Here is a 23,717-nt window from a genome sequence, read left to right as displayed (position 1 = left end):
GAGGGGAATCCCCTCCGGCCCTTTGGCGTGTACACGCTAATTCTAGGTGGTTACCGGTTCCGGCACTGCCTCAGCGGCCGTCCTGGCACCTGGCAGCGGGAGCACGGGAGGCGACGGCAGGTCGGTGTGCTGCGAGCGGTCCGGGTTGGTCATGCAGCCCCCGAACGGCCCGGACGCGTCCCGGAGGTGGGCCACCATCGGGTCCAGGTGGTCACGGTGCCATACGGACGGACCGGTACGGCCGCACGTCTCCGGATCGGTGAGTTCCTGCCAGGCCAGCCACGCGGCGTGAAGCCGGGCGACCGCCGCCGGGTGCGCCCACCAGCTCGCGCACCACGTCGCCGACGAGGACACCTCACTGAGGTATGTGGGCACCAGGAGGTTGGCCACCCACTCCGCGAGGGCGGCCAACTCGGTGGCGTACTCCTCACCCGACAGCCGCAGGATGAACGGCGGAGTCTTGGGCTTCTCCTTCTTCTCTTTGCCGTCGTCCTGGCCGCCGCCCTCCCCCTCCCCCTTGCCGGCGGAGGCGAGTTGGTTCACCGCGTTGGTGTTGTGCTCCAGCTGAGAGGCGAAGCCGTTGACGATGGCCCGCAGGTCTTCCACGTCCTCGGCGATGCCGTCGAGGGTCGGAGTGTCCTCACTCATGCTTCGATCACCTTCCGAGAGGCCCGCTCGGCGATCCGCCGGGTTTCTTGCTTGGCGGCCGCCGTCCGCTCGGCCGCGCCCGGCTCCAGGTACCAGGGCCGCAGCCGGATCATGCCGACCCGTACGCCCGTGGCCAGCAGCAGGGCCCGGCCCTTGGGCAAGGCCCGGATCTCGGCAGCTTCCATGACCCGCTCGCGGCGGCGCGAGGTGCTGACGCTGCGGCCCGTTGAGCCGTGGCTCACCGAGGATTCGTGGACCTTGTGCTCACCCACGAGCCGGCTCACGTCCTCGGCGAAGTCCGCGTCATCGAGGCCGGAGCCCAGGGCCTTGACCGTGGCGGCCGACCACAGCGCATCCATGCCCGCCTCCCCCCACACCCGGACACCCTGGCGGTAGCTCTGGAGGATGGTCATGGGGACGACGCCACGGGAGCCGAGGTGCGAGTACAGGTCGGGCAGATCTTCGATCCGGCACACGTTCGCGGCCTCATCGAGGACCGCGACCAACGGGGCGTCGAGCCGGCCCCCGGCCCGCTCGGCGGCCGCCATCGCGGCCCGGAGCACGGCATCAGCGGCCGCCGCGATGACGCCGGCCGCCGACCCGCCGCCGTCCTTGGACAGCAGATAGAGGGTGTCCCGGGTGCGTACGAAGTCCGCCGGCCGGAACTCTTTCGCCCGGGGGTCGGGGGTGACCCACGCCAGGGTCTCGGGGTCGAGGAGGCAGGCGACGCACTGACGGGCCGTCTCATAGATGCCGTCCCGGGTGTCCGCCGCGCCCGCCACGGTGCTGGCGAGCTGTTGGGCCAGCGCCTCTTTGCGGGCCGCCTTGAGGGCGTTCACCGGCCCTCGGTCCGAGGGCGTGGACAGCCAGGCCAGCACGTCCGCCACCGAGCCGTCCGAGACGGCGGCCGCGTGGAACAGCGCCGTCAGCAGGTTCTTTGCGGCGCCCATCCAGAAGTCACCGCGGCTCTTCTCATCCGTGGTCGCCGCGATGAAGTGCGAGGCGAGACGGCCGGCACCCTCGATGGTGCGGGCGCCCGCCAGCATGTTCCACCACAGCGACCGCTCGGCGTGCGTGATGCCCTGCGGGTCGATCGTCCAGACCGTCCCCACCTTCTCCCGCTCGGCCTTGGTGACGTTGTAGACCTCCCGCTCACCGATCTTGTTCGACGTGAACAGGACCGCGCCCGGGGCCCGTTGGACGGCCGGGATCGCCAGCGCGGTGGACTTGCCCGAGCGGGGCGCCATGATGGCCAAGATCACGTCTTCCCACGACGCCCGGAGTTCGGGGCCGTGCGGCTGGTCGAGGTTGCCCAGCAACACCCCCGTGTCGTCCGGCAGTGCCGGCGCCTCCAGCTTGTCCAGCGAGGGCCGCAGTTCGCGGGCTCGCGCCGTCATCGCCTTGGGCGACAGCGGCGCCATCTCCCGCAGGCCGGCCAGGCCGGGGCGGTGGGAGAACCACCGACGCCAGACGTAGAAGCCGCCCGCGCCGAGGAGCGCGAGCACCAGGACCAGGAGCACGACCAGGCCGACCGCGGCGGCCGTCGCGTGCCCCGGCCACAGGGCACCCGGGCCGTGGCCCAGGAGACGGAACACCGACTTCACCGACGTGTCCGGCCAGGCCCAGCCGCCGCCGACGACGAGGACGCCGAGGGTTCCGCCCAGGCTTCCGGCCAGGTACAGCGCTCCCCCGCCGAAGATCACGCCCACAATGGCCGCAGGGGCGGCAATGCCGCCCCCGGACCCCGTGCCGTTGTCGTTCACTCGCTCACCTTCCGCCGCATCGCCGCATCCGTGTCGTAGAGCTTGGTTTCCGCCTCGGTCAGGTCGAGGCGGGCCGGGGCACCGGCCCGGGTACCGATCTTGATCAGGTACTTGCCGCGCCCCGGGTGGCGCTGATTCGTGCCGTCCACGCCCGTGATGCTCGGCGCGGACCAGGAGGCCACGAGGCTCTGTTCCTCGGAGGTGAGCGGCCGTTGGGCGTTGACGCGCTCCAGCTCGCCCGCCGACAGCGCGCCCAGGATGAGCGAGTCGCAACGGTCCATCAGGCCCAGCGCCTTGGCCCGATCCTCCGGCGAGGGCAGCGACTCAGGGTCGCGGAGCGAGTGCGTGACGAAGATCGTCACCTCACCCTTGGACCGGTTGAGGCGGGTCATGCCGTCCATGGCCTCCACCATCCCCGGCCCGGCCCGCAGGGCCCGCCACATCTCATCGAGGGGCAGCACCAACGGGCGGTCCATCATGCCCAGCGCCCTGGCCGAGTCGATGGAGCCATACGCGTAGGACCAGGTGGCCAGCAGGCCGGAGGCCACCACCTGATCACCGGCCGTCAGGAGCGCGGACAGGTCCACGCTCAGGGCCGGGGCGTCCAGGTCGAGCGGCTGTGTGGTCGGGCCGTCGAAGAGGCCAGCCAAAGGGCCCTGGCACAGGTTCTCCAGCGCCAACGTGACCTCTCGGACCAACGTCCGGTAGTCGTCCACGTTGTCCACGAGGAGCTTGTTCCACAGCTCTTTGGGGCCCTCCCGCAAGACCCGCACCACGTCCGGGATCACCGGATCATCGGCCAGGGCCTCACTGACCCGTTCCACCGCAGCGGCCACCACGTTGGCCTCGGGGGCCGTGGCCCGCCGGCCGAGGCCGTGCGGGGTGGCGAGGAGCGCGTGGAGCAGGTCCGAGCGCCGTCCGTTGATCTCCGCCAGCAGGACCCTTTGCCGATCTTCGGGCATCGTGTGCAGCCGGCGCCGCAGGGGCCCGGAGTCCAGCGGGTTGAGGCGGTCGAGGCCCCGGCCGATGCGGACGACCTGGCCGCCGAGCCCCCGCACCAGGGGCGCGTACTCGCCCTTGACGTCGCCCGGGACCACGATCATGGAGCCGTACGAGGAGTACACCAGCGAAATCCGCTTGGTGATCGCGGACTTTCCGGCGCCAGGCTGAGCCATGATCCACACGCCGGGGTTCTGGACGAGGCGCCCCACCCAGCCTTGCGGGTCGAAGCACACCATTTCGCGGGTGAGGAGGTCGACGCCGACCGGCACGCCCTCGGGAGGCAGCGGAGCCCCCAGGACGAAGGGGAACAGGCCGCCGACCTCGGTTGTGCTGCCGAGGTAGACCGCGCCACGGTCGACGTGAGGGCTCCGCCCGGACCCGGCCCCGCGCCAGCCTCGGCGCGGAGCCACCACCTTCCCGTTCAGCCGCCAAGCGGTAGGCTCCGCCCCGGCGGTCCCGGCTTCCTCATAAAGCCGGGACCGCTGTGCGTCCTGCGCCGGACGGTTCTTTCGCCTTCTCATCAGTTCCTTTCTGGGGTCAGGTCAGGCGAGCGGGTGCACGCCGACCGGCAGGCCCGCCACGAACGCGGCGGACTGGCCGCCGTAGGCGTACCGGAACCGCAGGCCACCGGCCCGCTTCGCGATCTGCTCAACTTCCCGCGTAGCGGCGGTGAGGTCTGCCGGATTCGTCACGGTCGTGGTGATGTAGATCGTCCACTGTGCGAGGCCGGCGCCGTACGCTTCTTGTTCCGCGGTACGGTCGGCGGCCGCCGCGTCGGCCCGCTCGCGGCGGGTGGTGGTGCGCTGTGAGCGACGGCGCCACTCCTCACGCGCGTCGGAGGCGTTCAGCTCGCGTTCCACCACGGCGGCCGCTTCCTCGGTCGGCAGGACGCGGTACCCGATGGTGATCCGCCGCACGAAGCGCCCCGGCGCCATCAGCGGCAACAGCACGTCGTACGTCACCGGCTTGCGCGGAGCCTCCCGCAGCACCCACGAGACGGACATGGCACCGTCGTGGCGGTAGTCGGTCCATCCTTCCTCGGCGGCCGCCGGCCCCGCCTCATCCCAGGTCAGCGCGTCCCAGTCCTTTTCGGAGGCGTCCGCGTCCTCGGGACTGAAGGCGCCCCGGACGAGGCGGATGATGTCCGTGTCCGTGGCCCGCCGGAGCACGTCCGCCCCAACTCCGGTCAGGTCAACGCCATCGAGGCGCCGCAGTGCCTCGGCCGCCGCCTCTTCCGGGGAGTCGGGGCGGTCGACCGCCCGGCCCGGCGAGGTCACGAGGGTGAGCCAGGCCATGAGCGAAGCACTGGCACGCGGGGAGGTCTTGACGAGCTCGTTCACCGTCGCCTTGGCCAGGTCCGGCGCCCTGTCGTCGACCCGCCCCCGCACGTGATCGCCCAGGGCCGCACCGGACGCCGGGGTGATCTGAAGTGTGACCGTGGCCGCGTCCACGCTGTCCTCATTGGCGAGCGAGGCCAGCGTGTCCCCCCAGCTCGCCACGTTGGCGTTCACCTGCTGACGGTTGGCCAGCAGCGCACCGCCCGGCGACAGCAGCAGCGTTGACGCCATCTGCCCGGTTGCCTGATTCCACACCAGCCCGGCCCGCCCCGCGCTGGAGTCCTCCACCCGCAGGAGCTTGGTCGGTGCCAGCACGCCGGGCAGGTCGAGGGCCTTGGGGTGGGGCAGGTACAGACCCCGGTAGCTGGTCTCTCCCCGCCAGGCCGCCCACTGCCAGCGCGCCCGGCCCACAGCCAGGTCCAGCAGCGGCATCCCGTGCCGCTGCCAGCAGGCCAGCACGATGACCACCAGGGCGAGCGGCACCGACCCCAGGAGGGTGCGCAGTCCCGCGACGTTGGCGAAGAAGATGGGCACGAGGATGCTCACGACGACGACCAGCGTCTGTTTGCCGTTGAGCAGGCCGATCCCGAGGGAGCGGGACCGGCGCCACCCGCCGTACAGGCGGGCAGACTGTTCCGTGGTTGACATGGCTTACTGCCCTCCGTTGTTCTGGCCCGGACCGGGCCCGTTGTTCCCGGCCTCGGCCGCGCGGACGGCGATCGTCACGTTGCCGCCACCGGCCGAGTTGTTCGCGGCACCGGCAGACGAGCCGCCCCCACTCGCGCCGGCACCGGCAGACGGGCCGCCGTCCTGGCCCTGGCCCTGGCCGTCGCGGCCGCCCCCGGATTGCTTGCCGGGGCCGCCCTGTTGCTGCGGAATGCCGCCGTCCTGGCCGCCCATGGTGCGGCCAGCCCCATCCACGCCCGCCTTGGCCGCCTGTGCGGCCGCCATGGCGGGGTGGGCTCCGGCAGCAGCCCCACCGGCAGCGCCGCCAGCGGCTCCGGCCTTGGCCATGGCCTGTGCGTGCTGGACAGCGGACGTCGAGGAGCCCCCGCCGTCGCCCTTCCCGCCCCCGCTCATCAGCCCCATCAGGCCGCCGGCCCCCGCCAGAGCGCCGGAGAAACCGCCGCTCGTAGCCCCGGCCACTGCCGCGCCCAGCGGCGCGAACAGCGCCATCAGGTGCTTCAGCGCGAAGACGGACAGGACCAGGGTCACGACGCCCCGGAACCAGTCCACGAAGTCGTTGCCGTTGGCGAGCTCAACGAACCCGGCCGAGATGATCAGCGCGGCCGCCGGCTTGTAGACGATCACGACGCCGATACTCGTGTAGATCCTCGGGAGCCATTGCTTTGTCTTCTCTCCGCCGATCTGTCCCGCGCCCGCGATCGGCAGCATCAGGGCCTGAATCGGGATTGCCGCCTGCCGGAGGAAGTTCAAAAGGAATTGAACGCCGCCGATCAGGAAGACAATGCACGCCATGACCAGAAGGCCCATGGGATTGAAGGCCTGCGGCAGGAGCATGGCCACCACGCGCCCGGTCAGCTTGGCATCCCCGTGGAACGCCACATTGATGATTGCCTGCGTGAGCTGATCCGAGGCGACGAGCAGAGAGTCAATGACGGTGACGCCCAGCACGCACACCAGAACATTGATGACCAGGCCCTGTAGCGCGTCAGCCAGTGGCTTTCCCTTGCGCTGGATCATGGCCCGGATGCCTTGCATCATCACCAGAAGGATGGCGATCATTTCGCCGACGCCCAGCATCAGGGCTTGCAGGGAGAATGTGACTGTTGAGCCGTCAGGTAGCTTGCCCGTTTGGGAATCCGTGACCCCGGAGTCCTTTACCTGGATGCTCGGAGTCGTCAGCCACCAGGTAAGCCCGGTTTTGAGCATCTGGGCTACGAATTCGCCCATGCCGTCAGCCATGGGTTTGACGATGGTGTTTGACAAGGCATCTGACACTGCCTTCTTGGCCGCCGGCGCGACGATCTTTCCGGCGACGCAGGCGGCGCCTCCGGCAGAGCCGAGAACCGGAGTCAGAACGATGTTGCAGGCCGTGTTCCACCAACTGATGCCGCCGGAGGGTAGCCGTTCGGGAGCGGACGCCGGCACGGCGGCCGCCACGGTGGCGGGAGGTGCCGCCATGGCCGGGGTAGCCGCAGGCAGCAGCAGCGCCAGGACCACGGCGACGAACAGGCCGCGCAAGGCTTTCATCGGGTGTCGCCTTCCTGAATCGCGGACCAGCCAGCGGTGTTGAAACCGGCAGTGCCGAGGTCGGACGCGTCGGGACTGGTCTGCGGGGCGCCCGTCTTCGAGTGCCAGTCGTTCGCGGTCCATACGTAGGTGTTCGTGGTGGCGATGAGCTGCGTTGTTTCCGCCGTGCCGCTGCCGGGGGTGTAGACGACCCGGGCGAGGACGGACACCTTCACCTCGTCGGCGGTGGCCGCCGTGAACTGCACCCCGATGACGAACACGTTCATGTGGGCACCCGAGGGGAGGGCGCCGGTTCCGGGAGCGCCCGCGCTCAGCCGCGAGTTGGTGGTGGACTTCCGCGCCTCTTCCTTTACCGTGGCTGCCTCGGAGGGCACGGTGTACACGCCGGCGGCCGTCGCAGCGGCGTCCGGGTCCCAGCTCCAGCCGTAGCGGACACTGGCCACGGCCGCAGCGGCCGCACCCTCGGGGGTGTGCCCGAACTGGACGGGCAACCCGTCCTTCTTGCCCTTGCCGGAGGGCAGGACCACCCACTTCTCAGGCGCGACGTATCCGCCGTCCGAGGAAGCGGTGGGCAGCGGCGAGGCCGAGGACGAGGGCACCGCCGACGAGGACGGGCCCGGGGCAGCGGACGGGGAACCGCCGCTGTTGGCCACCAGGACGACCACCACGGCCGCCAGGACCACGATCACGCCGCCGGCGGCGAACAGCAGCCGGCGCATACGCCGGGTCGCCGCGCGTTGCAGGTCGAGGGTCATCGGATCAGCCGCCCATCAGCGCGGTGACGATGCTCACCGAGAGCGTCACCACCGAGCCGCCCGCAATGACCCAGACCAGGCCGCCAGCGCCCTCGGCCGAGAGGTGGGAGCGGTTGCGGCGGCCGACCATCATCATGATTCCGCAGGCGATGAAACCCATCACGCCAGCGAACATGCCGATGTACTTCCCCCACGAGATCCAGTCGGAGAAGGTCTTACCCATCCCGGGGGGAGCCTGGGGGCCCGGGTTGGGGAGGCTGTCCGCCAGGACCGTCAGGTGGTGCGGATCGAACACGAGGTTTCCCTTCATCAGTCGGAGAAGCCGAGGGAGGCCCGCAACTCTCGGCCGGCCTTGGACACCGGAGTGTCCGTCAGGGCCTCGGCTGGGTCATCGACCAGCCGAAGCCGGTAGAGGTACGGCACGTGGGCGATGCCCAACGTGCGCGGGGCCACGGTCCGCAGCCGGTAGCGGACAGGCAGCGGAGGCCGCAGCGGGGCGTCACGGATGACCACCAGCCACGGCCTCGGGATGCTCGGGTGCCAGCGGTTCAAGAGGTCTTGAGTCCTGTGCAACCCATAAGCGGTTGAGCGTGTCACCACAACTGGGATGTAGTTGTGGGGCAGATGTTGCCCAGGGGACAACTCCACCGCCCAGCCCTGGCCTTGCGGGTCGAGCAGACGCACGACCGTGGACATTCCCGCCCCTCCGTGCGCCCCCAACACGGCGAGCCCGTGTTTGGGAGCGGTCGGGGAGGCGGGAGTTCGACGCTTCATCACATCCCCCTAGTGACTTGCAGAATACGGAACTTCACTGAGAGGCTAACATGAGTTACGTCTAAAGCCTACTTATAAAAGTTGGGATCGATGAGCCCAAAGCCCCCCGGAGTCTTCCGGCCCTCCGTGCTCGCAGACCTGCGGCAACGGGCCCAACTCAGCCGCACAGAACTGGCGTTGCTCGCCGGGGTCAGCCCCGAGACCGTGCGCGCGGCCGAGACCGGGAAGCACTGCCCCTCGGCCCGGGTGCTCCGCGCCCTGGCCGAGGCCCTGGCCGTCCCCGTCGACCGGCTCAGTCCGGTCGGGAAGGCGACGCCGACGCTCAAGCAGCTACGGCGCCGTACCGGACAGACGCAGAAGCAGACCGCCGAGGCCATCGGCGTAAGCGGCCAGATGGTCAGCCGAGTTGAAGCCGGGGTGTACGGGGTGCGCGACCCCGTTCGATGGGCAGCCGGCTACCAGGTCAGCCCCGCAGAGTGGACAGCCGCGTGGGAGGCCGGCAAGCAAGCACGGCGCAAGGAGATCAAGGCAGGGAAGCACGGACGAAGGGGAGGGACCGCGTGTCAACCAAGCTCGCAGCCGGGGCCGTCGCAGGAGTCGCGGGGCTGATACTGGCGAGCGTGATCGGTACCGCGGCCGTCGGGGGTACGTCCGCCTCGGCCGCCAACACGACCGGCATCAAGGCCGGGAAGGTCCCCGCGGACTTCCTCCCATGGGTGATGAAGGCCGGCGCCCTGTGCGACGGCGAGTCGCCCGCGCTCATCGCCGCCCAGATCTCCCAAGAGTCCAACTTCAACGCCGCCGCCGTGGGGCCGGAGACCAGTTCCGGCACGGCAAAGGGTGCGGCCCAGTTCGTTGATGCCTCATGGGGGACGTGGGGACGCGACGACGACGGCAGCGGTACCGCCTCCCCCTACGACATAGGCGACGCGGTGATGGCCCAGGGCCGGTACATGTGCGCCCTCGTCAAGCGAGCCAAGGACAGCGGATACCCGGGCGGCGCCATATCCCTGGCCCTGGCCGGCTACAACGCCGGGTGGGGACGCGTCGACCAGTACCAGGGAGTGCCGCCGGAGTCGTTCGCCGGGGGCCAGACCTACAACTACGTGCGCGACATCATCGCTAAGGCCGCCGAGTGGGTGGACGACGTGCCGGCCGTCGCGGGCACCGGCTCCGGCGCCGACGCCGCCAGGAAGGCCGCCACGTACCTAGGGACGCCGTACGTCTACGGAGGCGGAACCCCCGAAGGGCCGTCGACCGGCTTCTGTTCCGGCAACACCGGGTACCTGAACGGGGTCTGCTTCGCGGCGAGTCACCAGGGATTCGACTGCTCCAGCCTGACGGAAAACGCGTGGTGGTCGACAACTCACCTTCCCCGCACCGCCGCCGACCAGTACACCGCGACCGCCTCACACCCCGTCAGCATGGACTCGCTGCAAGTCGGAGACCTCATTTTCTGGTCCCACACCGGCAGCGGCAGCGACGCGTACCACGTCGCCATGTACTACGGAGACGGCAAGATCATCGAGGCCCCCAGAACCGGCAAGAACGTGCAGATAGTCAAGCTCTACCGATCAGGTGGGTTGGTCGGCGCCACCCGACCCGCTTAGCGTGCACACGCTAAACACCTCTGGCAGAGGTGCCACCTCTGTTATATATGGTGCCTGAGCAGGGAAGAGGCCCCACGCCCCGCAGGGTGTAGGGCCTCAGCCGTAAAGGGAAGACGTTGATCAGGCTGCCGAGCTGTCCACGTACACCGCCGGCTCGCCCGGGGCGTTCAACGCCTCGGCCAGCGTCGCCCAGTCGTCCACCAGCGGAGGCAGGATTGCCCAGCCGCCCACTGGCACCACGACCGGCGCCCCGTCCGCTTCGTTCGCGCCCGCCGTTGCCCCGGCCGCGCTGTCGCCTACGCTCATGGCAGATCCTCCGTAAGGGATCGAGGCCCAGGAGCCGGCGCCCACCGCCGCCCAGGGCCGAACTGTGAGGGGTCGGGTACCAGCCCGGCCCCTCTCTTGTTGCTGTCGACTCTAACACCTCTGTTTCATCTAACAGAGGTGTTAGAGTGAGCATGCCTTACGGAGGTGCCACAGGCGCCGGATGTGGGACATCTGCCACCTCTGCTAGCTACCGTGTTGCTGGCGGAGGTGCCGTATCTGCCGTATCCGACAGTTCAAACAGAGGTGCCACCTACGGCAGATGAAACAGAGGTGGCACAGGCGGCACATCAGACAGAGGTAAGGGAGGTGGCAAAGATGCAGGCAGCAGCCCGGCCCGAGATGACACGGATCGTCGCCATCTGCAATCAGAAGGGTGGCGTGGGGAAGACGACGACCACCATCAACCTGGCGGCCACGCTCGGAGAGCACGGCCGCCGGGTGTGCATGGTCGACTGTGACCCGCAGAAGTCGGCATCCTCGGCGTGGGCCCGGCAGGCCATCAAGCGGGGGAAGGATCTCCCGTTTGACTACACGTACGAGGTCGAGCGGGACAAGCTCCAGAAGCTCCGCAAGCGCGGGTATGACGATGTCCTCGTGGACACGCCCGGGTCGCTGGAGAACGAGGAGCTACAGCGCTGGATCATCGAGGAACTGGCCGACGAGCACATTGTTCCGATGGAGGCCGCGTATCTCTCGTTCGACCCCACGGAGAAGTTCCTCAAGGCGTACGTCCTGGAGACCGGCAAGCCGTACCGGCTGCTGATGTCACGAACCCACCCCAGCAAGCCGGGCCGGGTCGATGAGACCAAGGCGTGGGCCTCCAAGAGGGGGTTCGCTCACTTCACGACGTACGTGCGCACGTACGACGCGCACGAGGCGGCGCCGGCGGCCGGGTTGGTGGTCACCCAGTACACCCGGGCCAACAGCGGCCGTTTCTTCGAGAACGCAATGAACGACTTCAAGGGCGTTGCCCTTGAGTACCTGAGCAAGACGGGGGCGTAAGCGACCATGGCCCGGGTCAACCTGGACGAGACCGACAGCCCGGACGAGCTGGACGAGCCGGAAGCGACGAGCGGCAGGAAGCCGCCGACGCCCCCGGAGACCGAGAAGCCGGAGGCGAAGAAGACGCCGGCCGCCGCGCCCGTGCCCCGTGGGCAGGTCGCGGGCAAGGAGAAGCTACAGCCGTACATCACCAAGGACGTGGCCGAGGCGGCCCGGGATGCCGTGGTGTGGACGACGCCGCATGAAGGCGGCTATCAGTCGCTATCCGAGCTGATCGAAGACGCGATCAAGGAGAAGGTGGCGAAGCTCCAACGGAAATACAACAACGGGGAGCCCTTCCCGCCCAGGCCCCGCAAGGAGATCAGGACCGGACGGCCGCCGAGGAGATAACACCTCTGCCAGAGGTGCGGCATGTGCCACCTCTGGCACCCCTGCCACAGGGAAACGACCCGGCCCCAGGAACGCCCAACCTTCCAAGAAGCGCGCTCCCAGGGCCACCCGCACAGGAGAGGACCCCCATGCAGTACCACCAGGGTAGGGCCACGGAAGTGGACGAGGCACCTGCCGATCCCGCCACGCCGAGGATTGAACTCACCAGAACCCACCGGGTACTCATCGGCGTGGTGATCGCCGGCGCCGTCGTGATCGCGGCAATTGGCTTTGCCGGTTCCTACGCGGCAGTGCGCCAGCTCGCGCTACACAAAGGCTTCGGCTGGTTCGCCAACGTCTTTCCGGTCGGGATTGACGCTGGCATCGTCGTCCTCCTGGCCCTCGATCTGCTCTTGACGTGGCTCCGCATCCCGTTCCCGCTTCTGCGGCAGACGGCATGGCTGCTCACCGCCGCCACCATCGCGTTCAACGCGGCGTCCGCTACCGATCCCCTCGGCGTCGGGATGCACGCGGTGATCCCGATCCTGTTCGTGGTCAGCGTCGAGGCCGCCCGCCATGCTGTCGGCCGGATTGCCGACATCACCGCCGACCGGCACATGGAGTCCGTGCGGATCACACGGTGGCTACTCGCTCCCCTTCCCACCTTCCTTCTATGGCGCCGGATGAAGTTGTGGGAGCTGAGGAGCTATGACCAGGTGGTCAGGCTCGAACAGGCCCGCATGGTGTACCGGGCCCGGCTCCGCGCCCGGTTCGGCCGAGGGTGGCGACGCAAGGCGCCCGTGGAGTTCGTGATGCCGCTCAGGCTCGCGCGATACGGGGTTGCCCTTGACCCCGAACAGCTCGCTGAACAGCTCGCCGAGGTGGACGCTCAGCCCATCCAGCCGACGCCCGATATCCACGCCGGTCACACCAGGCGGCATGAAGTCGAGGCCGGATCTCCGGTGAGTGGATACACCGACGAGTCGACGTATCCACTCACGGCCGGCGGACGGTTCCCGACGCCGGAGACCTCCGGAACCCCGCACTCGGCCGGAGACGCCGAGGGCGGCGAATCTCTGCAAGACGGCGCCGCATCGCCGTTGCCTCACCAGGTGGATACCTACAACGAGCCCGGGGCCGCCAGCCGAGAGGCAGTCATGGCCGATCGCTCCCGACAGCCGGCCGACACCATCCACGTGCGCATCCCTGCCCAGCAGGACACCGACGAGGACCCGGACGAGGCCGAGGATGCCGAGGTCATCGACCTCACCACGATGCCCGGCGTCGAGGCCGTGCGGCTCGCGTACGAACGGCTCAGCGCCGAGGAGCGCAAGCAGTCGGACAGGCAGAAGGCTACAAAGATCGCTGATATGACGGGACTCGCGTACAACACCGTGCGCCGGTACCTATCCGACCTCCGCAAGGCCCAGCGCGACGAGGTATCCAGCGCGGCTCCTCAGGTGGCACCTGTACCCGAGCCCGAGGGCGGATGGGCGATCCTTCCCCCGGACGGTGGGGGAGAAGAAGCCCGCCCCGCGACGGACCAAGATCCAGAAGTATCCACCGAGGAAGACGACCAGACCGAGGCGGCGACGATCACGCGCTAACACGCCAAAGGGATGGATAAAACAGAGGTGCCACCTCCGCCAGAGGTGGCACCTCTGTTGGTTGTGGCACCTCCGGTAGAGGTGTTTAGCGTGCACACGCTAACTGGCAGATCGAGGCCAGACAGAGGCGCCCGATTCCCTACGAAGGGGAGTCGGGCGCCGGCATGCGGGAACCGCTCAGAGGGCGGTAATGATCTCCTCGGCGGTCTTGGTCAACAGCGCAGCAGACGCGTTCGTGTCGTGGCTGAGGAGCATCGACCGGCGCGGCAGCCGGGCAAGGTGCTCGGTGAGGGCCTGCGTGCCGGTCGCGGTGGTGGGGGTCAGGCCGAAGATGTCGGGGTAGCGGTCTTCGGTCTTCTGGTCGAACACATCCGCGTCGGTGAGCGTCCGCCCGTTCTCCACGAGAGCCGGGACCGCGTCAGGGCTCATGGTCGGGAAGAGGAGCCCGGCCGCGCGGGCTTCGGTGGCCAGGGTGAGGCCGAGCCACGAGGCGAGCTGATCGGGGAAGAACTGGGGCTTCAGTTCCTTGCCTGTCGCGCGCCACAGAGGCTCGCGGCGGCCGTCCATGAGGGCCTGTGTCACCGTGGGGTGCTGGGTGGGGTGGAGCTGTTCGCCGGCGAGCACCCTTTCCCGTACCTGGTCGTACAGGCCGGTCGCATCGAGCAGGCCAAGGCCGAGCGCGGCGGCGGACGGCCACGGCAGCACCCGTACCCGGCCGTCGGGCTCCGGGCGGACGAAAACGCGGTCATTGGCCAGCAGACCCCACCCGCCCAGGGCGAGGAGAAGCCCGGTCGTGGTCTTGCCCGCGCCCTTGTCGCCCAGGGTCAGGACAGCATCCCCGTTGTGGGTGGCGGCGGAGGCGTGCAGGACGGTCCAGCCGTCGGCGAGGAGCTGCCCGCGGACGAGTTCGCGGGCGAGGCGGGCGGCGGCGACGGCGACCGGTTCGGGTTCGTCGCCGACGATGACCAGGCGGCGGCCGTTGGCCTGGTAGCCGATCCGCTCGCCGGGCTGCACGGCGTAGGTGATGCCGTCCGCGTGGGCAACGAGGGTGCGGGCGTTCGCGTAGGTGGTCTCTTCGTGGCCGCAGTCCGTGACGAGGGCGGTGATGTCGTCCACGCGGCCCGGGTCGACGTCGGCGAGGACCAGGCCGCCGCCGTCGGTGAGGGAGCCGGGGCCCGGGGCGCCGACGGCAGCGGCGTTCCACCAGGGGCCGAAGTAGCGGGCGGACCAGTCGGTGACCGCCGCCGTCTGGCTGGCGACCGTGACGGTTGCGGTGTCGGCATGGATGCGAGTTGCGGTCAGAGACACGTACGGGCTCCTAGTTCGTGGTGGCTGATCTGGCTGTAGGTGGCTTGGAGTTTGGTGCGGGCGGTGAGCAGGCCCGCTGTCTCGTGCGGGTCCAGCGTCAGAGGCTGAACGCTCGGGCGACCGGCGCGGATGTGCAACCGGATTCCGAGCCACACACCCCCGCGGTTGACGGACAGGACATCGGTTCCGTCCTCGACGTCCAGGAGCTTGCGCAGGGCGGACAGAACCGCGGCGGACGGGCCGTGCCGGGTGCGGCCGATGCCGGCGTTGATCCGGCGCGGCCGGTCGGCGAGTTCGGCACGGATCAGCTCCAGGGGCACAGTGCACGGGGCGCCGTGAACGGTGGTGGTCGAGGCACAGATGACCGCGCCGTCTCCGTGTTCGCCGATCACATAGCCGTCCACGGCCGAGACGGGCACGCGGTGATGGGCGGCGAGGGCGGCACGGTAGCGGGCGGTGTCGGTCGCCGATCCGATCCCGTACGTGGGGGCTCCGCTGATCGTGGCGAAGAGCCGTGAGAGGACGTCCACGGGGTTGGTGACCATGACGACGGGGCGCGTGTAGCCGGTGAGGGTGCGGCCGAGTTCGGCGATCAGCGGGGCGTTCGCGTCGAGTCCGGCCATGCGCACGTTGCGGGTGGCGGTGTTGGTGAACGTGGCCCGGGGGCAGATCACCACGGCGTCCGCCTGGTCCAGTTCGGCGACGGTGGCCGACTGTGCGCGGGTGCCGGCGCGGACGACGTGGGCCATGTCGTCCAGATCAGCGACCAGACCAGCGGCGCTCTCGGCCGTGCGGGAGGCGATCAGCAGCCGGTTGCACCAGGGCTCGCCGACGAGGAGCGCGGCGACGGTCTGACCGACCGCGCCGGCGCCGACGATGCCGACCGTGTGGCCGGTCACTGAGCCGCCGCCCGGGTCACGGTCCGCAGGGCGATCAGCCACGCGGTATCGGGGACGGTTCCGGCCGCGAGGGTGGCGCTCACCAGGTCCAGCAGCGTGCACAGGGCCTCTGTCCGGTCGATGACGGCTTGGGCGTGCTCGGGCAGCGGCAGCGTGGCGGGGGCGCTGAGGTAGGTGGAGAGGATGTTCACCGTGTCCATCAGCCACGTCACGAGTAGTCGGCGCAGCCACAGGCCGCGCATGGGGCCGCGCAGGGGGCGCGTCTGCTCGGCCACGAACGCGGCGATCCCGTCCACCACGGTCGCGGCAGGGCCGTCCAGGTGCGGGGCGGTGATCAGCGCGAGGAACGTGCGGGAGACGAGTTTGGCGGTGTCGTGGTGCGCGGGTCCGCGCGCTAGGCCGGGGTCGATGAACACCGGCGCCTCTGTGGGGCCGTCGGGCCACAGGATGTGTTCCGGCTTCAAGTCGCCGTAGACGATCACCGTGGAGCCGATCGGCGGAGTGAGGCGGAGTTTCAGCAGCCGGGCCACGACCATGCCGACCACCGCGGCGACGCCTTGCCGGGAGCGCTCGTCGAGCCGGTCAACACCGAGACGGCTGATGTAGAGGCGGCCGGACACACCGTTGAACTTCCGGCGGAACGTGCCGTCGATGCTGCGCTCGGGGATCGCCGCGGAGTCGACCTGAGCGGCCACCTGCGGGCGTTGAAGAGCCTCAAGAGCGGTCACGGCAGTGGTGAGCAAGTCTCCGGTCCGTGCCGGGTCTTTGGCGATCAGGTCGGCGAGGGTCGGGCCCGTTACGGGCTCCGTGAACAGCACCCCGGCCGCGTAGCCGGCGCACCGGCCGACCCGGACCCCGGCCGCGTCCAGGGCGCGGAGTTGCGCGGCTTCCCGCGCGAGCAGCGAGCCGGGAGAAGTGGCGTAGGCGGCCTGCGCCGCACGGACCCTGTCATGGTCACCGGCCACACCGCGCAGCACGGAGACGAGGGACAGGCCAAGGATCGAGTCCTTCGCGAACACGTTCCGGCCGCCGATGCTGGCGCGGTGCACGTAGCCGGTGACCGAGGGGACGTGATCGCCGAGCGTCAGCGGCTCGCCGGGCCACAGGGCGCCTGCGGCGCGGTGGATGCGGTCGGCGCTGAGCGCGAACAGGTCGGCGGTCTGCGGTAAGACGGTGTCGCTCAAAGGTGTCTCCTTGGTGGTCAGCGGTAGGGCGACGAGGGACGTAGGGGTCCCGTCGCCGGGGATCAGGGGAGCCGCGGCCGTTCGCCGGTCCGGTCCGTGTGGGGGGCGGACCGGTCCGGGAGCGCATCCGCCGACGGACGGTCCGGCTGGACCGTGGCCGGAACGCCGGCGCGAGCTGTCTGCACCTGCGCCGCCGTCAGGGCGAGCCCCGCCATGACCGAGCCGAGTAACACGGCCCCGGCGGTGTGGCCGTCCTCGGACGGCATCCGATGACGGCCGCTCACTCGGACTCCCACGTGCCGCGCCGGGCGACGAGTTCGACGGTTGCCCACTGCGCGGGCCACTGGTCATCGAGGCCGCAGCCGTACTGCGGGCGCAGGATCGGCGTACCGCCGCGAACGTCCGTGAGGACACCCACGCGGGATCGTTCGGTGTCGCGTACCAGGTCACCGACCCCGGCGCAGTGCTCTGCGGTCACTGGGACACCTCCGTGCCGGTCGTATCCCGCGTCCGCCGCCGACGACGGCGGTTGATCGCGTCGATAGCCGCAGCCGAACCCTCGCCGTCATCGACCCGTTCCCGGTAGTCCCGCCAGTCCGCAGGCGTCCAGGCGTCCAGCGCGGCCGGGAACGTGTCGTCGTCACGAGTCACGGCGTCACCGCCGGGACGCCGTACATCGCCGCGCACGGATCGCATGCGTACAGGTCACCAACCGGGTATCGAGGTGACGCGGTCCCGGCGCACCAGGCGCACGACGTACCCGCGCGCTGCCGGTCCGTCAGCCGGTCGCGGTTGATGGCGGGAGCGTCCACCAGTCCCGGCGGCATGGGGTGTGGGTTTGTGCTGCGCGTCGTCATGTCTCTTGCCTCGCGCTCACGTCAGGGTTCGATGCCCCGCCCGTGCCCCTCGGGGGACGGGGGCACGAGCGGAGCCGTACACACCAGCTAACCCACAGTCACCGCGCCGCGGGCATGACGAAATCGCTCGGAATGCCTGCACGGGTACTGACGAATTGACTTGTCCTTTACCGTCCGTGGCGGTCCGTACCGCCTACCGTGAGCGCATGGCGGAGACCAGAAACGAGCCCCTAGCCGCCTGGATTGATCGTCACGGCATGTCGATCGAGGAGTTGGTCGACGCCGTGAACGACGCCATCCACGACTTCACCGGCCGCCAGGGCACTACGTCTGAGCGGACCGGGTACCGGTGGCTGGCCGGCAAGAGCCGGTGGCCCCAGGAGCGCCAACGCATCGCGCTCGAACGGGTCACCGGCCTGGCCGCCACTGACCTAGGGTTCGTGCCTCGGGGGAATCCCAAGACCACGCCATTACCCCCAGCAGCATTACCGGAGGACCCTTCAGTGCACCGCCGCCGGTTCGTCGGCGCGGCCACCGGCGCCGCCGCCGCCGTCGCCGCACCGCTCATCGCCTCCCCGAACTCCCGCCCGCAGCACGTTGGTACCTCCGACGTCATCCGGCTACGGGACAGCGTGGAAACCCTCGTCCAGCTCGACGCCGCGCGGGGCGGACACACCGCCCTGGAACGTGCAGCCCTTGCCGGGGCCGACGAGGCCCTGAGTCTCCAACACCACTCCGCCACGCAGCGGGTACGCCAACGCCTGTACGCCGTTGCATCCGACTTCGTCTCGACCGCGGCATGGTCGATGATCGACGCCGGGCAGCTCGACGCCGCCGGCAAGCACCTTGACCGCGCACTGACCCTCGCAGGGATGTCCCAGGACCCGGACATGTCCATGCAGGTCTGGAACCTGCGGGCCATGCTCGCCCGTCAGCGCGACGACTACGGCGAAGCCATCGCCGCCGCACAGGCCATGCAGACGACGACCATTGCCCGTCGCTCACCTCTGCACGCGTCCCTCGCGCACGCCCGGACCGCAATCAGCCTCGCGTACGTCAGAGACCGACGGTCAGCGGCCCTGCGTTCCCTCGGCCGCGCCGAAGACGCCCTAGGCAAGGCCGACTTGGCAGACCCGCGCCCGACCTGGATCACCTTCTACGGGCCCGCTGAGCTGTACTCGCTCACCGCCATCGTGCGGGACGTCGTCGGCGATCCGGCGGAGGCTGAGGCCGCCTCGCACCGGGCCCTCGGCGCACTGCCGCACAGCTACCGGCGCAACCGCGGGCACACCACCGCGCGCCTCGCCCTTGCCCAGCTCCACCAAGGCGACGTCGAGCAGGCATGCGCCACCAGCGCGGACGTGTTCGAGATCATGGCTGGTGACCCGCTCCCCGGCCGCATGCGCCACCTCCTGGGCGACTTCCATCGCGACCTGATCACCCTTGCGCCTCCGCGCGTCGCGCACGAGTGGACCGACCGCTACCGGACCGAATGGAGCACCCCCGCATGACCACGGCGACTGTCGAACTCCGTCACTACGGCCACGACGACCTTCCGGAGATCCGGCAAACCCTCCTTGATGTCCACGCCGACGCCTACGCCGACGACATGACCGAGTTCGACGAGCGGTTCCCGTGGTTCGTGGACCACTGGGGAGGCAATCCGGGTTTCGCGTGCGTCATCGGGTACGACGACGGCGAACCCGTGGGGTTCGCGTACGGTGCGCCGAGCACGCCGGGCCGCGAGTGGTGGCGTGAGCACCTGACCGAACCGCCGGCGGACGACTCCACGTTCAGCTTGTCTGAGCTGATGGTGCGGCCGAAGTGGCGCAAGACCGGCACCGCCGAGCGCCTACACGCGGCACTGATGGAGAGCAGGCCGGAAGCCCTGGCCGCGCTCCTGGTCGACCCCGACCATCCCAAGGTCCAGGCTCTCTACGAGACGTGGGAGTACCGGAAGATCGGCAACCGCCAGCCCTTCCCCGACAGCCCCAATTTCGCGGTGATGCTCCGCTATCTGCGCTGATCGACAGGACTGCGGCGGTCCGCTCCCACCCCGGCGGATCGCCGCCGAACGCCGTTGCCCCGTCCGCGAGTTGCTGCGGGCGGGGCAACGGCATACCGGACGAGGGTTACGCGCCCTTGGGGGGCCGGATGGTGGTCACCGTGATCACGGGCGGTTCGGTGGCGGGGCTCACCATGTAGGTGACCGCCAACGCGCCGAGCAGGCCGGTACGGTCGTCCTCCGCGCCGGCCGTGCGCGCCAGGGTCGGCCCACCGTACGGATCGGCGGCCAGCGCCTCCAGGTCCTCCAGGAGCGTGCCCAGGGTCGTGCCGGCGAGGAGCGCGCGCAGGGCCTCCCGCGACAGGGCACCGGGGGCGATGTTCGCCAGTCGCTCCGCGCCGTCCAGCTCGCGCAGGGCCTCCCGGGCAGCGTCCGTGAAGACCACCCGAAAGCGTCGCGTCACAGCATCCCCGCCAGCGCGGGGAACACGTCGCCGATCTCATGCGTGCCCGCCGTCCCGGACCGGACGGCGCCGGCCGCGGCATCCGCGCCCGCGTCGGTGGTCGTCTGTGCGACCGCCCCCCACTGCGCGACCAGCGCGAACAGATCCTCGGGGGCCGCGTCGTCCAAGGCCCGTTGGAAGCGGTCGCGCAGCTCAGGCGGCAGCGCGCGGCGAATCGTGCCGACCGTACGGGGCCGGTCGATCGGCCCCACGTGGCCGATGGGTTCAGCGGACATTGCGACCTCCGGTTTCGGGCCTCACCAGACTACGCGGGCGGACTCGCAGCGTCAGGCCCTCCGGCGGGGACCCTGGCCGTCACCCCTCCCGGCCGCCCGGCGGCCGCCAGGTCGCCAGGAACGCGGCCAGGGCCTCCCTCTGGCGGGTTTCCTCGGCCAGCACCTCACGCAGTCGCTCGCGGTCGATGTGGGGCCGGACCGCCGCCATGACCAGGCGCCGCAGGTCGGCCGGCTCCAGCGCCTCCACCTCCCATTGCACCGGGCGGGCCGGATCGAGCCCGTGCCGCTCGGCGAAGGCCGGCCACCGAGGATCAGTGCCCTTGCCCACCGCCGGCGGAAGTTCGTACCGGTTCACCTGGTCAACCGTGAGCGCCACCCGTTCCACTACCGTCCAGCAGCCCGCCGTACGGTCCACCCAATCCCGTTCGATCGATTCCCCGGAGGCGTCCAGGTCGCCGACGTAAAGCAACCGGGCCGGCCGGGGATCACGGGCCGCGCGCTCCCTCACCAGCGCGGCGTACGACTCCGAGGCGAAACCCCGCACCACCAGGACGGGAATGCCCAACGGCCCCAGCCAACCGGCGAGTTGCACCCTCAGCGTGTCCTTTTCCGCGCACACCCACAGGGCTTCCGTCTGGCCGGCCGTGCGGTCGAGGCGGAAGAAGTCGGGCACCGCTGCCAGCAGCTCGCCCACATCCGCGTACGCCGGCGGCTGGTGGATCTCCCGTAGCGCGTCCACCAGGTCCGGGAACCGCCCCTCGCGGCGAGCCCGCGCCAGGTGGGAGGAGAGGCGACGGTACATCGAGGCCCGGTTGGGCAGCGCTCCCGCCGAGATCAGCCGGTACCAGACCTGCCGGAGCGTAACCCCGCCGTCGTACTCGGCGACCACGACCCGAGCCCGTTCCTCCACCTCCGACCAGCGCACCCGCATACCGGTACTTGTACCGCGGCGAGGCCCGCCGGTACGGGAGCATGGCCCCATGACTGACGACAGGCGCCAAGTCCTCCCCAAGCCGGTCCCGCTCGACCCGCCTGCCCGCATCCTTGAGGATTGGGACGAGTTCAACGCGGCCGTCCACGCAGCGAAGGACGCCACTCACCGGTTCCACCCCGGACCTCAGAACCTTGATCATGGCATCGTCGAGGAGATGGTGACCGCCGCGCTCGCCGTGGCCGGGGTGTTCACCCCGCCCCCGGCACTGGCCAGCCTGGACCCGGAATGCTGCACCGCGCTGTGCCTCCCCTACGACGCTGAGCAGTTCGACGCCGAGATGTTCGGTGTGTGGCAGCAGTGCGGCGAAGATCCGGGACATGACGGCGATCACGAGGGCGATGTGGGGTGGGCGGACGGCCTGCCTGGCACTATGCCGGCCCGGCCCGTTGGAGACCGGGCGGGCCGCCATTGAGGCTCGGTTGATCAGCTGAGACCGCCGGCGTCGGGCTATCCCCCTCACACGTCGATTTGGCGTGTGCACGCTAACTGTCCCGAAAACGATCGGTTCTGGGACGCCGACCAGGTGGCGCCGGAACTCGCCGATATTCGTCCCGAAACCAGTCCCAAAACCTTCCTTGCTGAGGCGTAATTGGGATACGTTTTTGGGACACTTCTCAACGCTCTCCACCGGAAGGGCTCGGGATGTTCTGGACATCCAAGAAAAATCAGGCAAACGATCCCCTGACGAACGCGCGGCGCGCGGATGTTCGCAGGTATGGGCGGGCGAAGATGACGCAAGACGCCGTGATGTTGGCCGGGGTGCGGGAGGCGGCACTACGCGCAATCTGGCGGCTGGAACAGCCGGGCAGTCCCGGAGACGTCAACCCGCACACGAGCAGGATGACCCCGTACGCCCTTGCGTCCATGCTGACGTTCAGTGCGGACGGCTCCGAGATCCACCTTGGCGATGTTCTGGCCCGTCTGGAAATGATGATCTTCACGGGGACGCCCGAGCGTCGGGAGCCCCGCCGAGATTGGACGGTCTGGGAGCTGGAGCGCTTGGGCTTCACCGAATCGGCCCGCTACCTGGCGGATCGGCAGTTGATGGGGCCGCGATGAGTAGCGCCCCGGATGAGCTGACGCGGGCCGAGTTGATCGAGCGTCAGCCCTGCCCGCGATGCGAGGTGCCGGCCGGCTCGCCGTGCCGGACCCATACCGGGCTTGTCGCCTCCGTCTACCACACCGGCCGGTATGCGGGACTCCCCAAACTCCGGTCCGGCCCGGCGATCCGGATGCCCGCCGACCGCCGACCGGGGCAGCTCTGGCAGCCCGGACCGGCACCGGAGATCACGGAGGCCGTGGCCGAGCGGCCCGGCGACCGCATCGGGTACGCGAGGGCCAGCCGACGCGGCCAAGACCTCACGGCCCAGATGACCGCCCTCGGCGCGGCCGGGTGCGTGCGGATCTTTGACGAGGTGATCAGCACCCGGCAGCCGACCCGGCCCAAGTACGTACAGGCCCGGGACTCCCTCCGGACGAACGACATCCTCACCGTTCAGCGGCTAGACCGCCTCGGCCGCAACATGGTCGAGCTGATCGTGTCGGCACAGGACATCCAGCACCTCGGCAACCGGCTGGAGATCCTGAGCGGACCTCTCGCCGGCATCTACGATCCCCAGGGCCCCGGGAAGATCCTGTTCGTCGTGGTGGCCGTGTTCGCCGAGATCGAGCGCGAGTTCATCCACGAGAGGACCATGGACGGACTGGAGACCGCCCACGCGAAGGGTCGCCGGGGTGGTCGCCCCCGAGCCGTCAGCGCCGACCAGCTCGCCGCAGCACTCGCCCGCCGGGACCGTGAGGAGCCCGTGCCCGCCATCGCCGCAGCACTCGGCATCAAGCGGTCGACCCTGTATCGCGCCCTAGACGAGCACGACCAGGCCACAGCCATGGCAGCGCTCAAGGCTCCACAGCCCTAGCACCCCGCCCCCTAGCCCCGCGCACGGGAAGAGGCCCGCACGTGAGTGCGGGCCTCTTCCCGTGGTCTTTGGGCCCCCGCCCCTCCCGGGGGTTTGTGTACCGCAGGCCGAAAGACCCACGCTCGCCAGACGAGCGGGCGGAACGGAGCCCGGGAGGCTTCCCTTCCATCCAGGAGAACGAGCGGACGGCCCCGGCGTCACGCGCTCGCGGGCGGCCGGCTCGCCACCGTGGTGGTGCGCGGGCCGACGTGTCCCGAGTCGGATGCTCGAGGAACGCCGGCACCGCATCGGCGCCAGCTCGCCGCCGCCGGACAGCCGGCGAGCCTCGTGCATCTCTCCCGTTGGTTCGGCGGCCGCGGGTGTGTGGGTGGTGATGTGGGGGCTCTGCCCCCACGCCCCCGGCCACCA

Annotated in this window: 28 protein-coding genes; 10 read left to right on the top strand and 18 right to left on the bottom strand. The window is 69.9% G+C overall.

Annotation, left to right across the window (positions count from 1 at the left end):
* Positions 1-42: 42 nt before the first annotated feature.
* The 8 genes from ABZ656_RS37870 to ABZ656_RS37835 form a co-directional block, all read right to left on the bottom strand.
* A complete protein-coding gene (locus ABZ656_RS37870) occupies positions 43-648 on the bottom strand; it encodes a DUF4913 domain-containing protein (protein WP_331720798.1) in 606 nt (201 codons plus the stop codon).
* The gene (locus tag ABZ656_RS37865; protein ID WP_360274340.1) at positions 645-2,411 is read right to left on the bottom strand and encodes a TraM recognition domain-containing protein; all 1,767 of its coding nucleotides are present in this window, start codon (positions 2,409-2,411) and stop codon (positions 645-647) included. Before ABZ656_RS37865 ends, ABZ656_RS37870 begins: the two co-directional genes overlap by 4 nt.
* Positions 2,408-3,823 carry an ATP-binding protein gene (locus ABZ656_RS37860; protein ID WP_360274337.1) on the bottom strand — a complete coding sequence of 472 codons (1,416 nt, stop codon included), beginning with the start codon at positions 3,821-3,823 and terminating at the stop codon, positions 2,408-2,410. The genes ABZ656_RS37865 and ABZ656_RS37860 overlap by 4 nt, the downstream gene beginning before the upstream one ends.
* A gap of 132 nt (positions 3,824-3,955) precedes the next feature.
* Positions 3,956-5,398 (bottom strand): SCO6880 family protein, encoded by a 1,443-nt coding sequence (locus ABZ656_RS37855; RefSeq protein WP_360274334.1) that lies wholly within the window; start codon positions 5,396-5,398, stop codon positions 3,956-3,958.
* A 3-nt stretch (positions 5,399-5,401) separates the two neighbouring features.
* The gene (locus tag ABZ656_RS37850) at positions 5,402-6,964 is read right to left on the bottom strand and encodes a hypothetical protein (RefSeq protein ID WP_360274331.1); all 1,563 of its coding nucleotides are present in this window, start codon (positions 6,962-6,964) and stop codon (positions 5,402-5,404) included.
* Positions 6,961-7,719: a hypothetical protein gene (locus tag ABZ656_RS37845; protein WP_331720753.1), complete on the bottom strand. Its 759-nt coding sequence runs from the start codon at positions 7,717-7,719 to the stop codon at positions 6,961-6,963. The genes ABZ656_RS37850 and ABZ656_RS37845 overlap by 4 nt, the downstream gene beginning before the upstream one ends.
* Positions 7,720-7,723: 4 nt before the next feature.
* Positions 7,724-8,014: a hypothetical protein gene (locus ABZ656_RS37840; RefSeq protein WP_360274328.1), complete on the bottom strand. Its 291-nt coding sequence runs from the start codon at positions 8,012-8,014 to the stop codon at positions 7,724-7,726.
* Positions 8,015-8,028: 14 nt separating this feature from the next.
* Complete coding sequence (locus tag ABZ656_RS37835) at positions 8,029-8,271, bottom strand: hypothetical protein (protein WP_360274325.1); 243 nt, start codon at positions 8,269-8,271, stop codon at positions 8,029-8,031.
* A 312-nt stretch (positions 8,272-8,583) separates the two neighbouring features.
* Between ABZ656_RS37835 and ABZ656_RS37830 the strand changes: the two genes are divergently transcribed.
* Positions 8,584-9,102: a helix-turn-helix transcriptional regulator gene (locus tag ABZ656_RS37830; RefSeq protein ID WP_360274322.1), complete on the top strand. Its 519-nt coding sequence runs from the start codon at positions 8,584-8,586 to the stop codon at positions 9,100-9,102.
* Positions 9,054-10,103: an NlpC/P60 family protein gene (locus tag ABZ656_RS37825; RefSeq protein ID WP_360274319.1), complete on the top strand. Its 1,050-nt coding sequence runs from the start codon at positions 9,054-9,056 to the stop codon at positions 10,101-10,103. The genes ABZ656_RS37830 and ABZ656_RS37825 overlap by 49 nt, the downstream gene beginning before the upstream one ends.
* Before the next feature lie 120 nt (positions 10,104-10,223).
* Here ABZ656_RS37825 and ABZ656_RS37820 read toward each other — a convergent pair whose 3' ends face one another.
* A complete protein-coding gene (locus tag ABZ656_RS37820) occupies positions 10,224-10,409 on the bottom strand; it encodes a hypothetical protein (RefSeq protein WP_331720758.1) in 186 nt (61 codons plus the stop codon).
* A 213-nt stretch (positions 10,410-10,622) separates the two neighbouring features.
* On the opposite strand from ABZ656_RS37820, the gene ABZ656_RS37815 reads away from it, so the two are divergent.
* The 3 genes from ABZ656_RS37815 (at position 10,623) to ABZ656_RS37805 (ending at position 13,408) form a co-directional block, all read left to right on the top strand.
* Positions 10,623-11,432, top strand: coding sequence for an AAA family ATPase (locus tag ABZ656_RS37815; protein WP_360274316.1), 810 nt, complete (start codon positions 10,623-10,625; stop codon positions 11,430-11,432).
* A gap of 6 nt (positions 11,433-11,438) precedes the next feature.
* The gene (locus ABZ656_RS37810; RefSeq protein WP_331720760.1) at positions 11,439-11,822 is read left to right on the top strand and encodes a hypothetical protein; all 384 of its coding nucleotides are present in this window, start codon (positions 11,439-11,441) and stop codon (positions 11,820-11,822) included.
* 128 nt (positions 11,823-11,950) lie between these two features.
* Positions 11,951-13,408 (top strand): DUF2637 domain-containing protein, encoded by a 1,458-nt coding sequence (locus tag ABZ656_RS37805; protein WP_360274313.1) that lies wholly within the window; start codon positions 11,951-11,953, stop codon positions 13,406-13,408.
* 177 nt (positions 13,409-13,585) lie between these two features.
* On the opposite strand, the gene ABZ656_RS37800 is transcribed toward ABZ656_RS37805, so the two are convergent.
* The 6 genes from ABZ656_RS37800 to ABZ656_RS37775 all read right to left on the bottom strand — a co-directional run bounded on the left by ABZ656_RS37800 (position 13,586) and on the right by ABZ656_RS37775 (position 17,495).
* Positions 13,586-14,716, bottom strand: a complete 1,131-nt coding sequence (locus ABZ656_RS37800) for a hypothetical protein (protein WP_360274310.1) — start codon at positions 14,714-14,716, stop codon at positions 13,586-13,588.
* Positions 14,707-15,657 (bottom strand): 2-dehydropantoate 2-reductase N-terminal domain-containing protein, encoded by a 951-nt coding sequence (locus ABZ656_RS37795; RefSeq protein WP_360274307.1) that lies wholly within the window; start codon positions 15,655-15,657, stop codon positions 14,707-14,709. Before ABZ656_RS37795 ends, ABZ656_RS37800 begins: the two co-directional genes overlap by 10 nt.
* Positions 15,612-16,799, bottom strand: a complete 1,188-nt coding sequence (locus tag ABZ656_RS37790) for a phosphotransferase (protein WP_360274304.1) — start codon at positions 16,797-16,799, stop codon at positions 15,612-15,614. The genes ABZ656_RS37795 and ABZ656_RS37790 overlap by 46 nt, the downstream gene beginning before the upstream one ends.
* Positions 16,800-16,861: 62 nt before the next feature.
* The gene (locus tag ABZ656_RS37785) at positions 16,862-17,083 is read right to left on the bottom strand and encodes a hypothetical protein (RefSeq protein WP_360274302.1); all 222 of its coding nucleotides are present in this window, start codon (positions 17,081-17,083) and stop codon (positions 16,862-16,864) included.
* Complete coding sequence (locus ABZ656_RS37780) at positions 17,080-17,277, bottom strand: hypothetical protein (RefSeq protein ID WP_360274299.1); 198 nt, start codon at positions 17,275-17,277, stop codon at positions 17,080-17,082. Before ABZ656_RS37780 ends, ABZ656_RS37785 begins: the two co-directional genes overlap by 4 nt.
* On the bottom strand, positions 17,274-17,495 hold the full coding sequence (locus ABZ656_RS37775; RefSeq protein WP_360274296.1) for a hypothetical protein: 222 nt from the start codon (positions 17,493-17,495) through the stop codon (positions 17,274-17,276). The genes ABZ656_RS37780 and ABZ656_RS37775 overlap by 4 nt, the downstream gene beginning before the upstream one ends.
* Before the next feature lie 367 nt (positions 17,496-17,862).
* Here ABZ656_RS37775 and ABZ656_RS37770 point away from each other — a divergent pair, with 367 nt between their 5' ends.
* Both ABZ656_RS37770 and ABZ656_RS37765 read left to right on the top strand, forming a co-directional pair.
* The gene (locus ABZ656_RS37770; RefSeq protein WP_360274293.1) at positions 17,863-19,167 is read left to right on the top strand and encodes an XRE family transcriptional regulator; all 1,305 of its coding nucleotides are present in this window, start codon (positions 17,863-17,865) and stop codon (positions 19,165-19,167) included.
* Complete coding sequence (locus ABZ656_RS37765) at positions 19,164-19,682, top strand: GNAT family N-acetyltransferase (protein ID WP_360274290.1); 519 nt, start codon at positions 19,164-19,166, stop codon at positions 19,680-19,682. The genes ABZ656_RS37770 and ABZ656_RS37765 overlap by 4 nt, the downstream gene beginning before the upstream one ends.
* 106 nt (positions 19,683-19,788) lie before the next feature.
* Here ABZ656_RS37765 and ABZ656_RS37760 read toward each other — a convergent pair whose 3' ends face one another.
* The 3 genes from ABZ656_RS37760 to ABZ656_RS37750 all read right to left on the bottom strand — a co-directional run bounded on the left by ABZ656_RS37760 (position 19,789) and on the right by ABZ656_RS37750 (position 21,330).
* Positions 19,789-20,124: a hypothetical protein gene (locus ABZ656_RS37760; RefSeq protein ID WP_360274287.1), complete on the bottom strand. Its 336-nt coding sequence runs from the start codon at positions 20,122-20,124 to the stop codon at positions 19,789-19,791.
* Positions 20,121-20,399 (bottom strand): hypothetical protein, encoded by a 279-nt coding sequence (locus ABZ656_RS37755; protein ID WP_360274284.1) that lies wholly within the window; start codon positions 20,397-20,399, stop codon positions 20,121-20,123. Before ABZ656_RS37755 ends, ABZ656_RS37760 begins: the two co-directional genes overlap by 4 nt.
* A gap of 79 nt (positions 20,400-20,478) precedes the next feature.
* Positions 20,479-21,330, bottom strand: coding sequence for a hypothetical protein (locus tag ABZ656_RS37750; RefSeq protein WP_360274281.1), 852 nt, complete (start codon positions 21,328-21,330; stop codon positions 20,479-20,481).
* Between the two features lie 49 nt (positions 21,331-21,379).
* On the opposite strand from ABZ656_RS37750, the gene ABZ656_RS37745 reads away from it, so the two are divergent.
* The 3 genes from ABZ656_RS37745 (at position 21,380) to ABZ656_RS37735 (ending at position 23,309) form a co-directional block, all read left to right on the top strand.
* Positions 21,380-21,805 carry a hypothetical protein gene (locus ABZ656_RS37745; protein WP_360274278.1) on the top strand — a complete coding sequence of 142 codons (426 nt, stop codon included), beginning with the start codon at positions 21,380-21,382 and terminating at the stop codon, positions 21,803-21,805.
* A gap of 230 nt (positions 21,806-22,035) precedes the next feature.
* Positions 22,036-22,452 (top strand): hypothetical protein, encoded by a 417-nt coding sequence (locus ABZ656_RS37740; protein ID WP_360274275.1) that lies wholly within the window; start codon positions 22,036-22,038, stop codon positions 22,450-22,452.
* Entirely contained in the window at positions 22,449-23,309 is an 861-nt protein-coding gene (locus ABZ656_RS37735) for a recombinase family protein (RefSeq protein WP_360274272.1), read from the top strand. The genes ABZ656_RS37740 and ABZ656_RS37735 overlap by 4 nt, the downstream gene beginning before the upstream one ends.
* The last annotated feature ends 408 nt before the right edge of the window (positions 23,310-23,717 follow it).

Origin of the sequence: Streptomyces sp. NPDC007095, from assembly GCF_040634475.1 — a bacterium.
Lineage (GTDB): Bacteria > Actinomycetota > Actinomycetes > Streptomycetales > Streptomycetaceae > Streptomyces.
Note: the sequence above shows the minus strand (reverse complement) of the source record. Positions and strands in the feature narration are given on the sequence as shown.

Excerpts from the sequence above, each read along its gene's own strand:
- ABZ656_RS37870 (WP_331720798.1), bottom strand. The coding sequence starts at position 648 with ATGAGTGAGGACACTCCGACCCTCGACGGCATCGCCGAGGACGTGGAA.
- ABZ656_RS37855 (WP_360274334.1), bottom strand. The coding sequence starts at position 5,398 with ATGTCAACCACGGAACAGTCTGCCCGCCTGTACGGCGGGTGGCGCCGG.
- ABZ656_RS37850 (WP_360274331.1), bottom strand. The coding sequence starts at position 6,964 with ATGAAAGCCTTGCGCGGCCTGTTCGTCGCCGTGGTCCTGGCGCTGCTG.
- ABZ656_RS37845 (WP_331720753.1), bottom strand. The coding sequence starts at position 7,719 with ATGACCCTCGACCTGCAACGCGCGGCGACCCGGCGTATGCGCCGGCTG.
- ABZ656_RS37830 (WP_360274322.1), top strand. The coding sequence starts at position 8,584 with ATGAGCCCAAAGCCCCCCGGAGTCTTCCGGCCCTCCGTGCTCGCAGAC.
- ABZ656_RS37820 (WP_331720758.1), bottom strand. The coding sequence starts at position 10,409 with ATGAGCGTAGGCGACAGCGCGGCCGGGGCAACGGCGGGCGCGAACGAA.
- ABZ656_RS37810 (WP_331720760.1), top strand. The coding sequence starts at position 11,439 with ATGGCCCGGGTCAACCTGGACGAGACCGACAGCCCGGACGAGCTGGAC.
- ABZ656_RS37805 (WP_360274313.1), top strand. The coding sequence starts at position 11,951 with ATGCAGTACCACCAGGGTAGGGCCACGGAAGTGGACGAGGCACCTGCC.
- ABZ656_RS37775 (WP_360274296.1), bottom strand. The coding sequence starts at position 17,495 with ATGCGATCCGTGCGCGGCGATGTACGGCGTCCCGGCGGTGACGCCGTG.
- ABZ656_RS37770 (WP_360274293.1), top strand. The coding sequence starts at position 17,863 with ATGGCGGAGACCAGAAACGAGCCCCTAGCCGCCTGGATTGATCGTCAC.
- ABZ656_RS37765 (WP_360274290.1), top strand. The coding sequence starts at position 19,164 with ATGACCACGGCGACTGTCGAACTCCGTCACTACGGCCACGACGACCTT.
- ABZ656_RS37755 (WP_360274284.1), bottom strand. The coding sequence starts at position 20,399 with ATGTCCGCTGAACCCATCGGCCACGTGGGGCCGATCGACCGGCCCCGT.
- ABZ656_RS37750 (WP_360274281.1), bottom strand. The coding sequence starts at position 21,330 with ATGCGGGTGCGCTGGTCGGAGGTGGAGGAACGGGCTCGGGTCGTGGTC.
- ABZ656_RS37745 (WP_360274278.1), top strand. The coding sequence starts at position 21,380 with ATGACTGACGACAGGCGCCAAGTCCTCCCCAAGCCGGTCCCGCTCGAC.
- ABZ656_RS37740 (WP_360274275.1), top strand. The coding sequence starts at position 22,036 with ATGTTCTGGACATCCAAGAAAAATCAGGCAAACGATCCCCTGACGAAC.
- ABZ656_RS37735 (WP_360274272.1), top strand. The coding sequence starts at position 22,449 with ATGAGTAGCGCCCCGGATGAGCTGACGCGGGCCGAGTTGATCGAGCGT.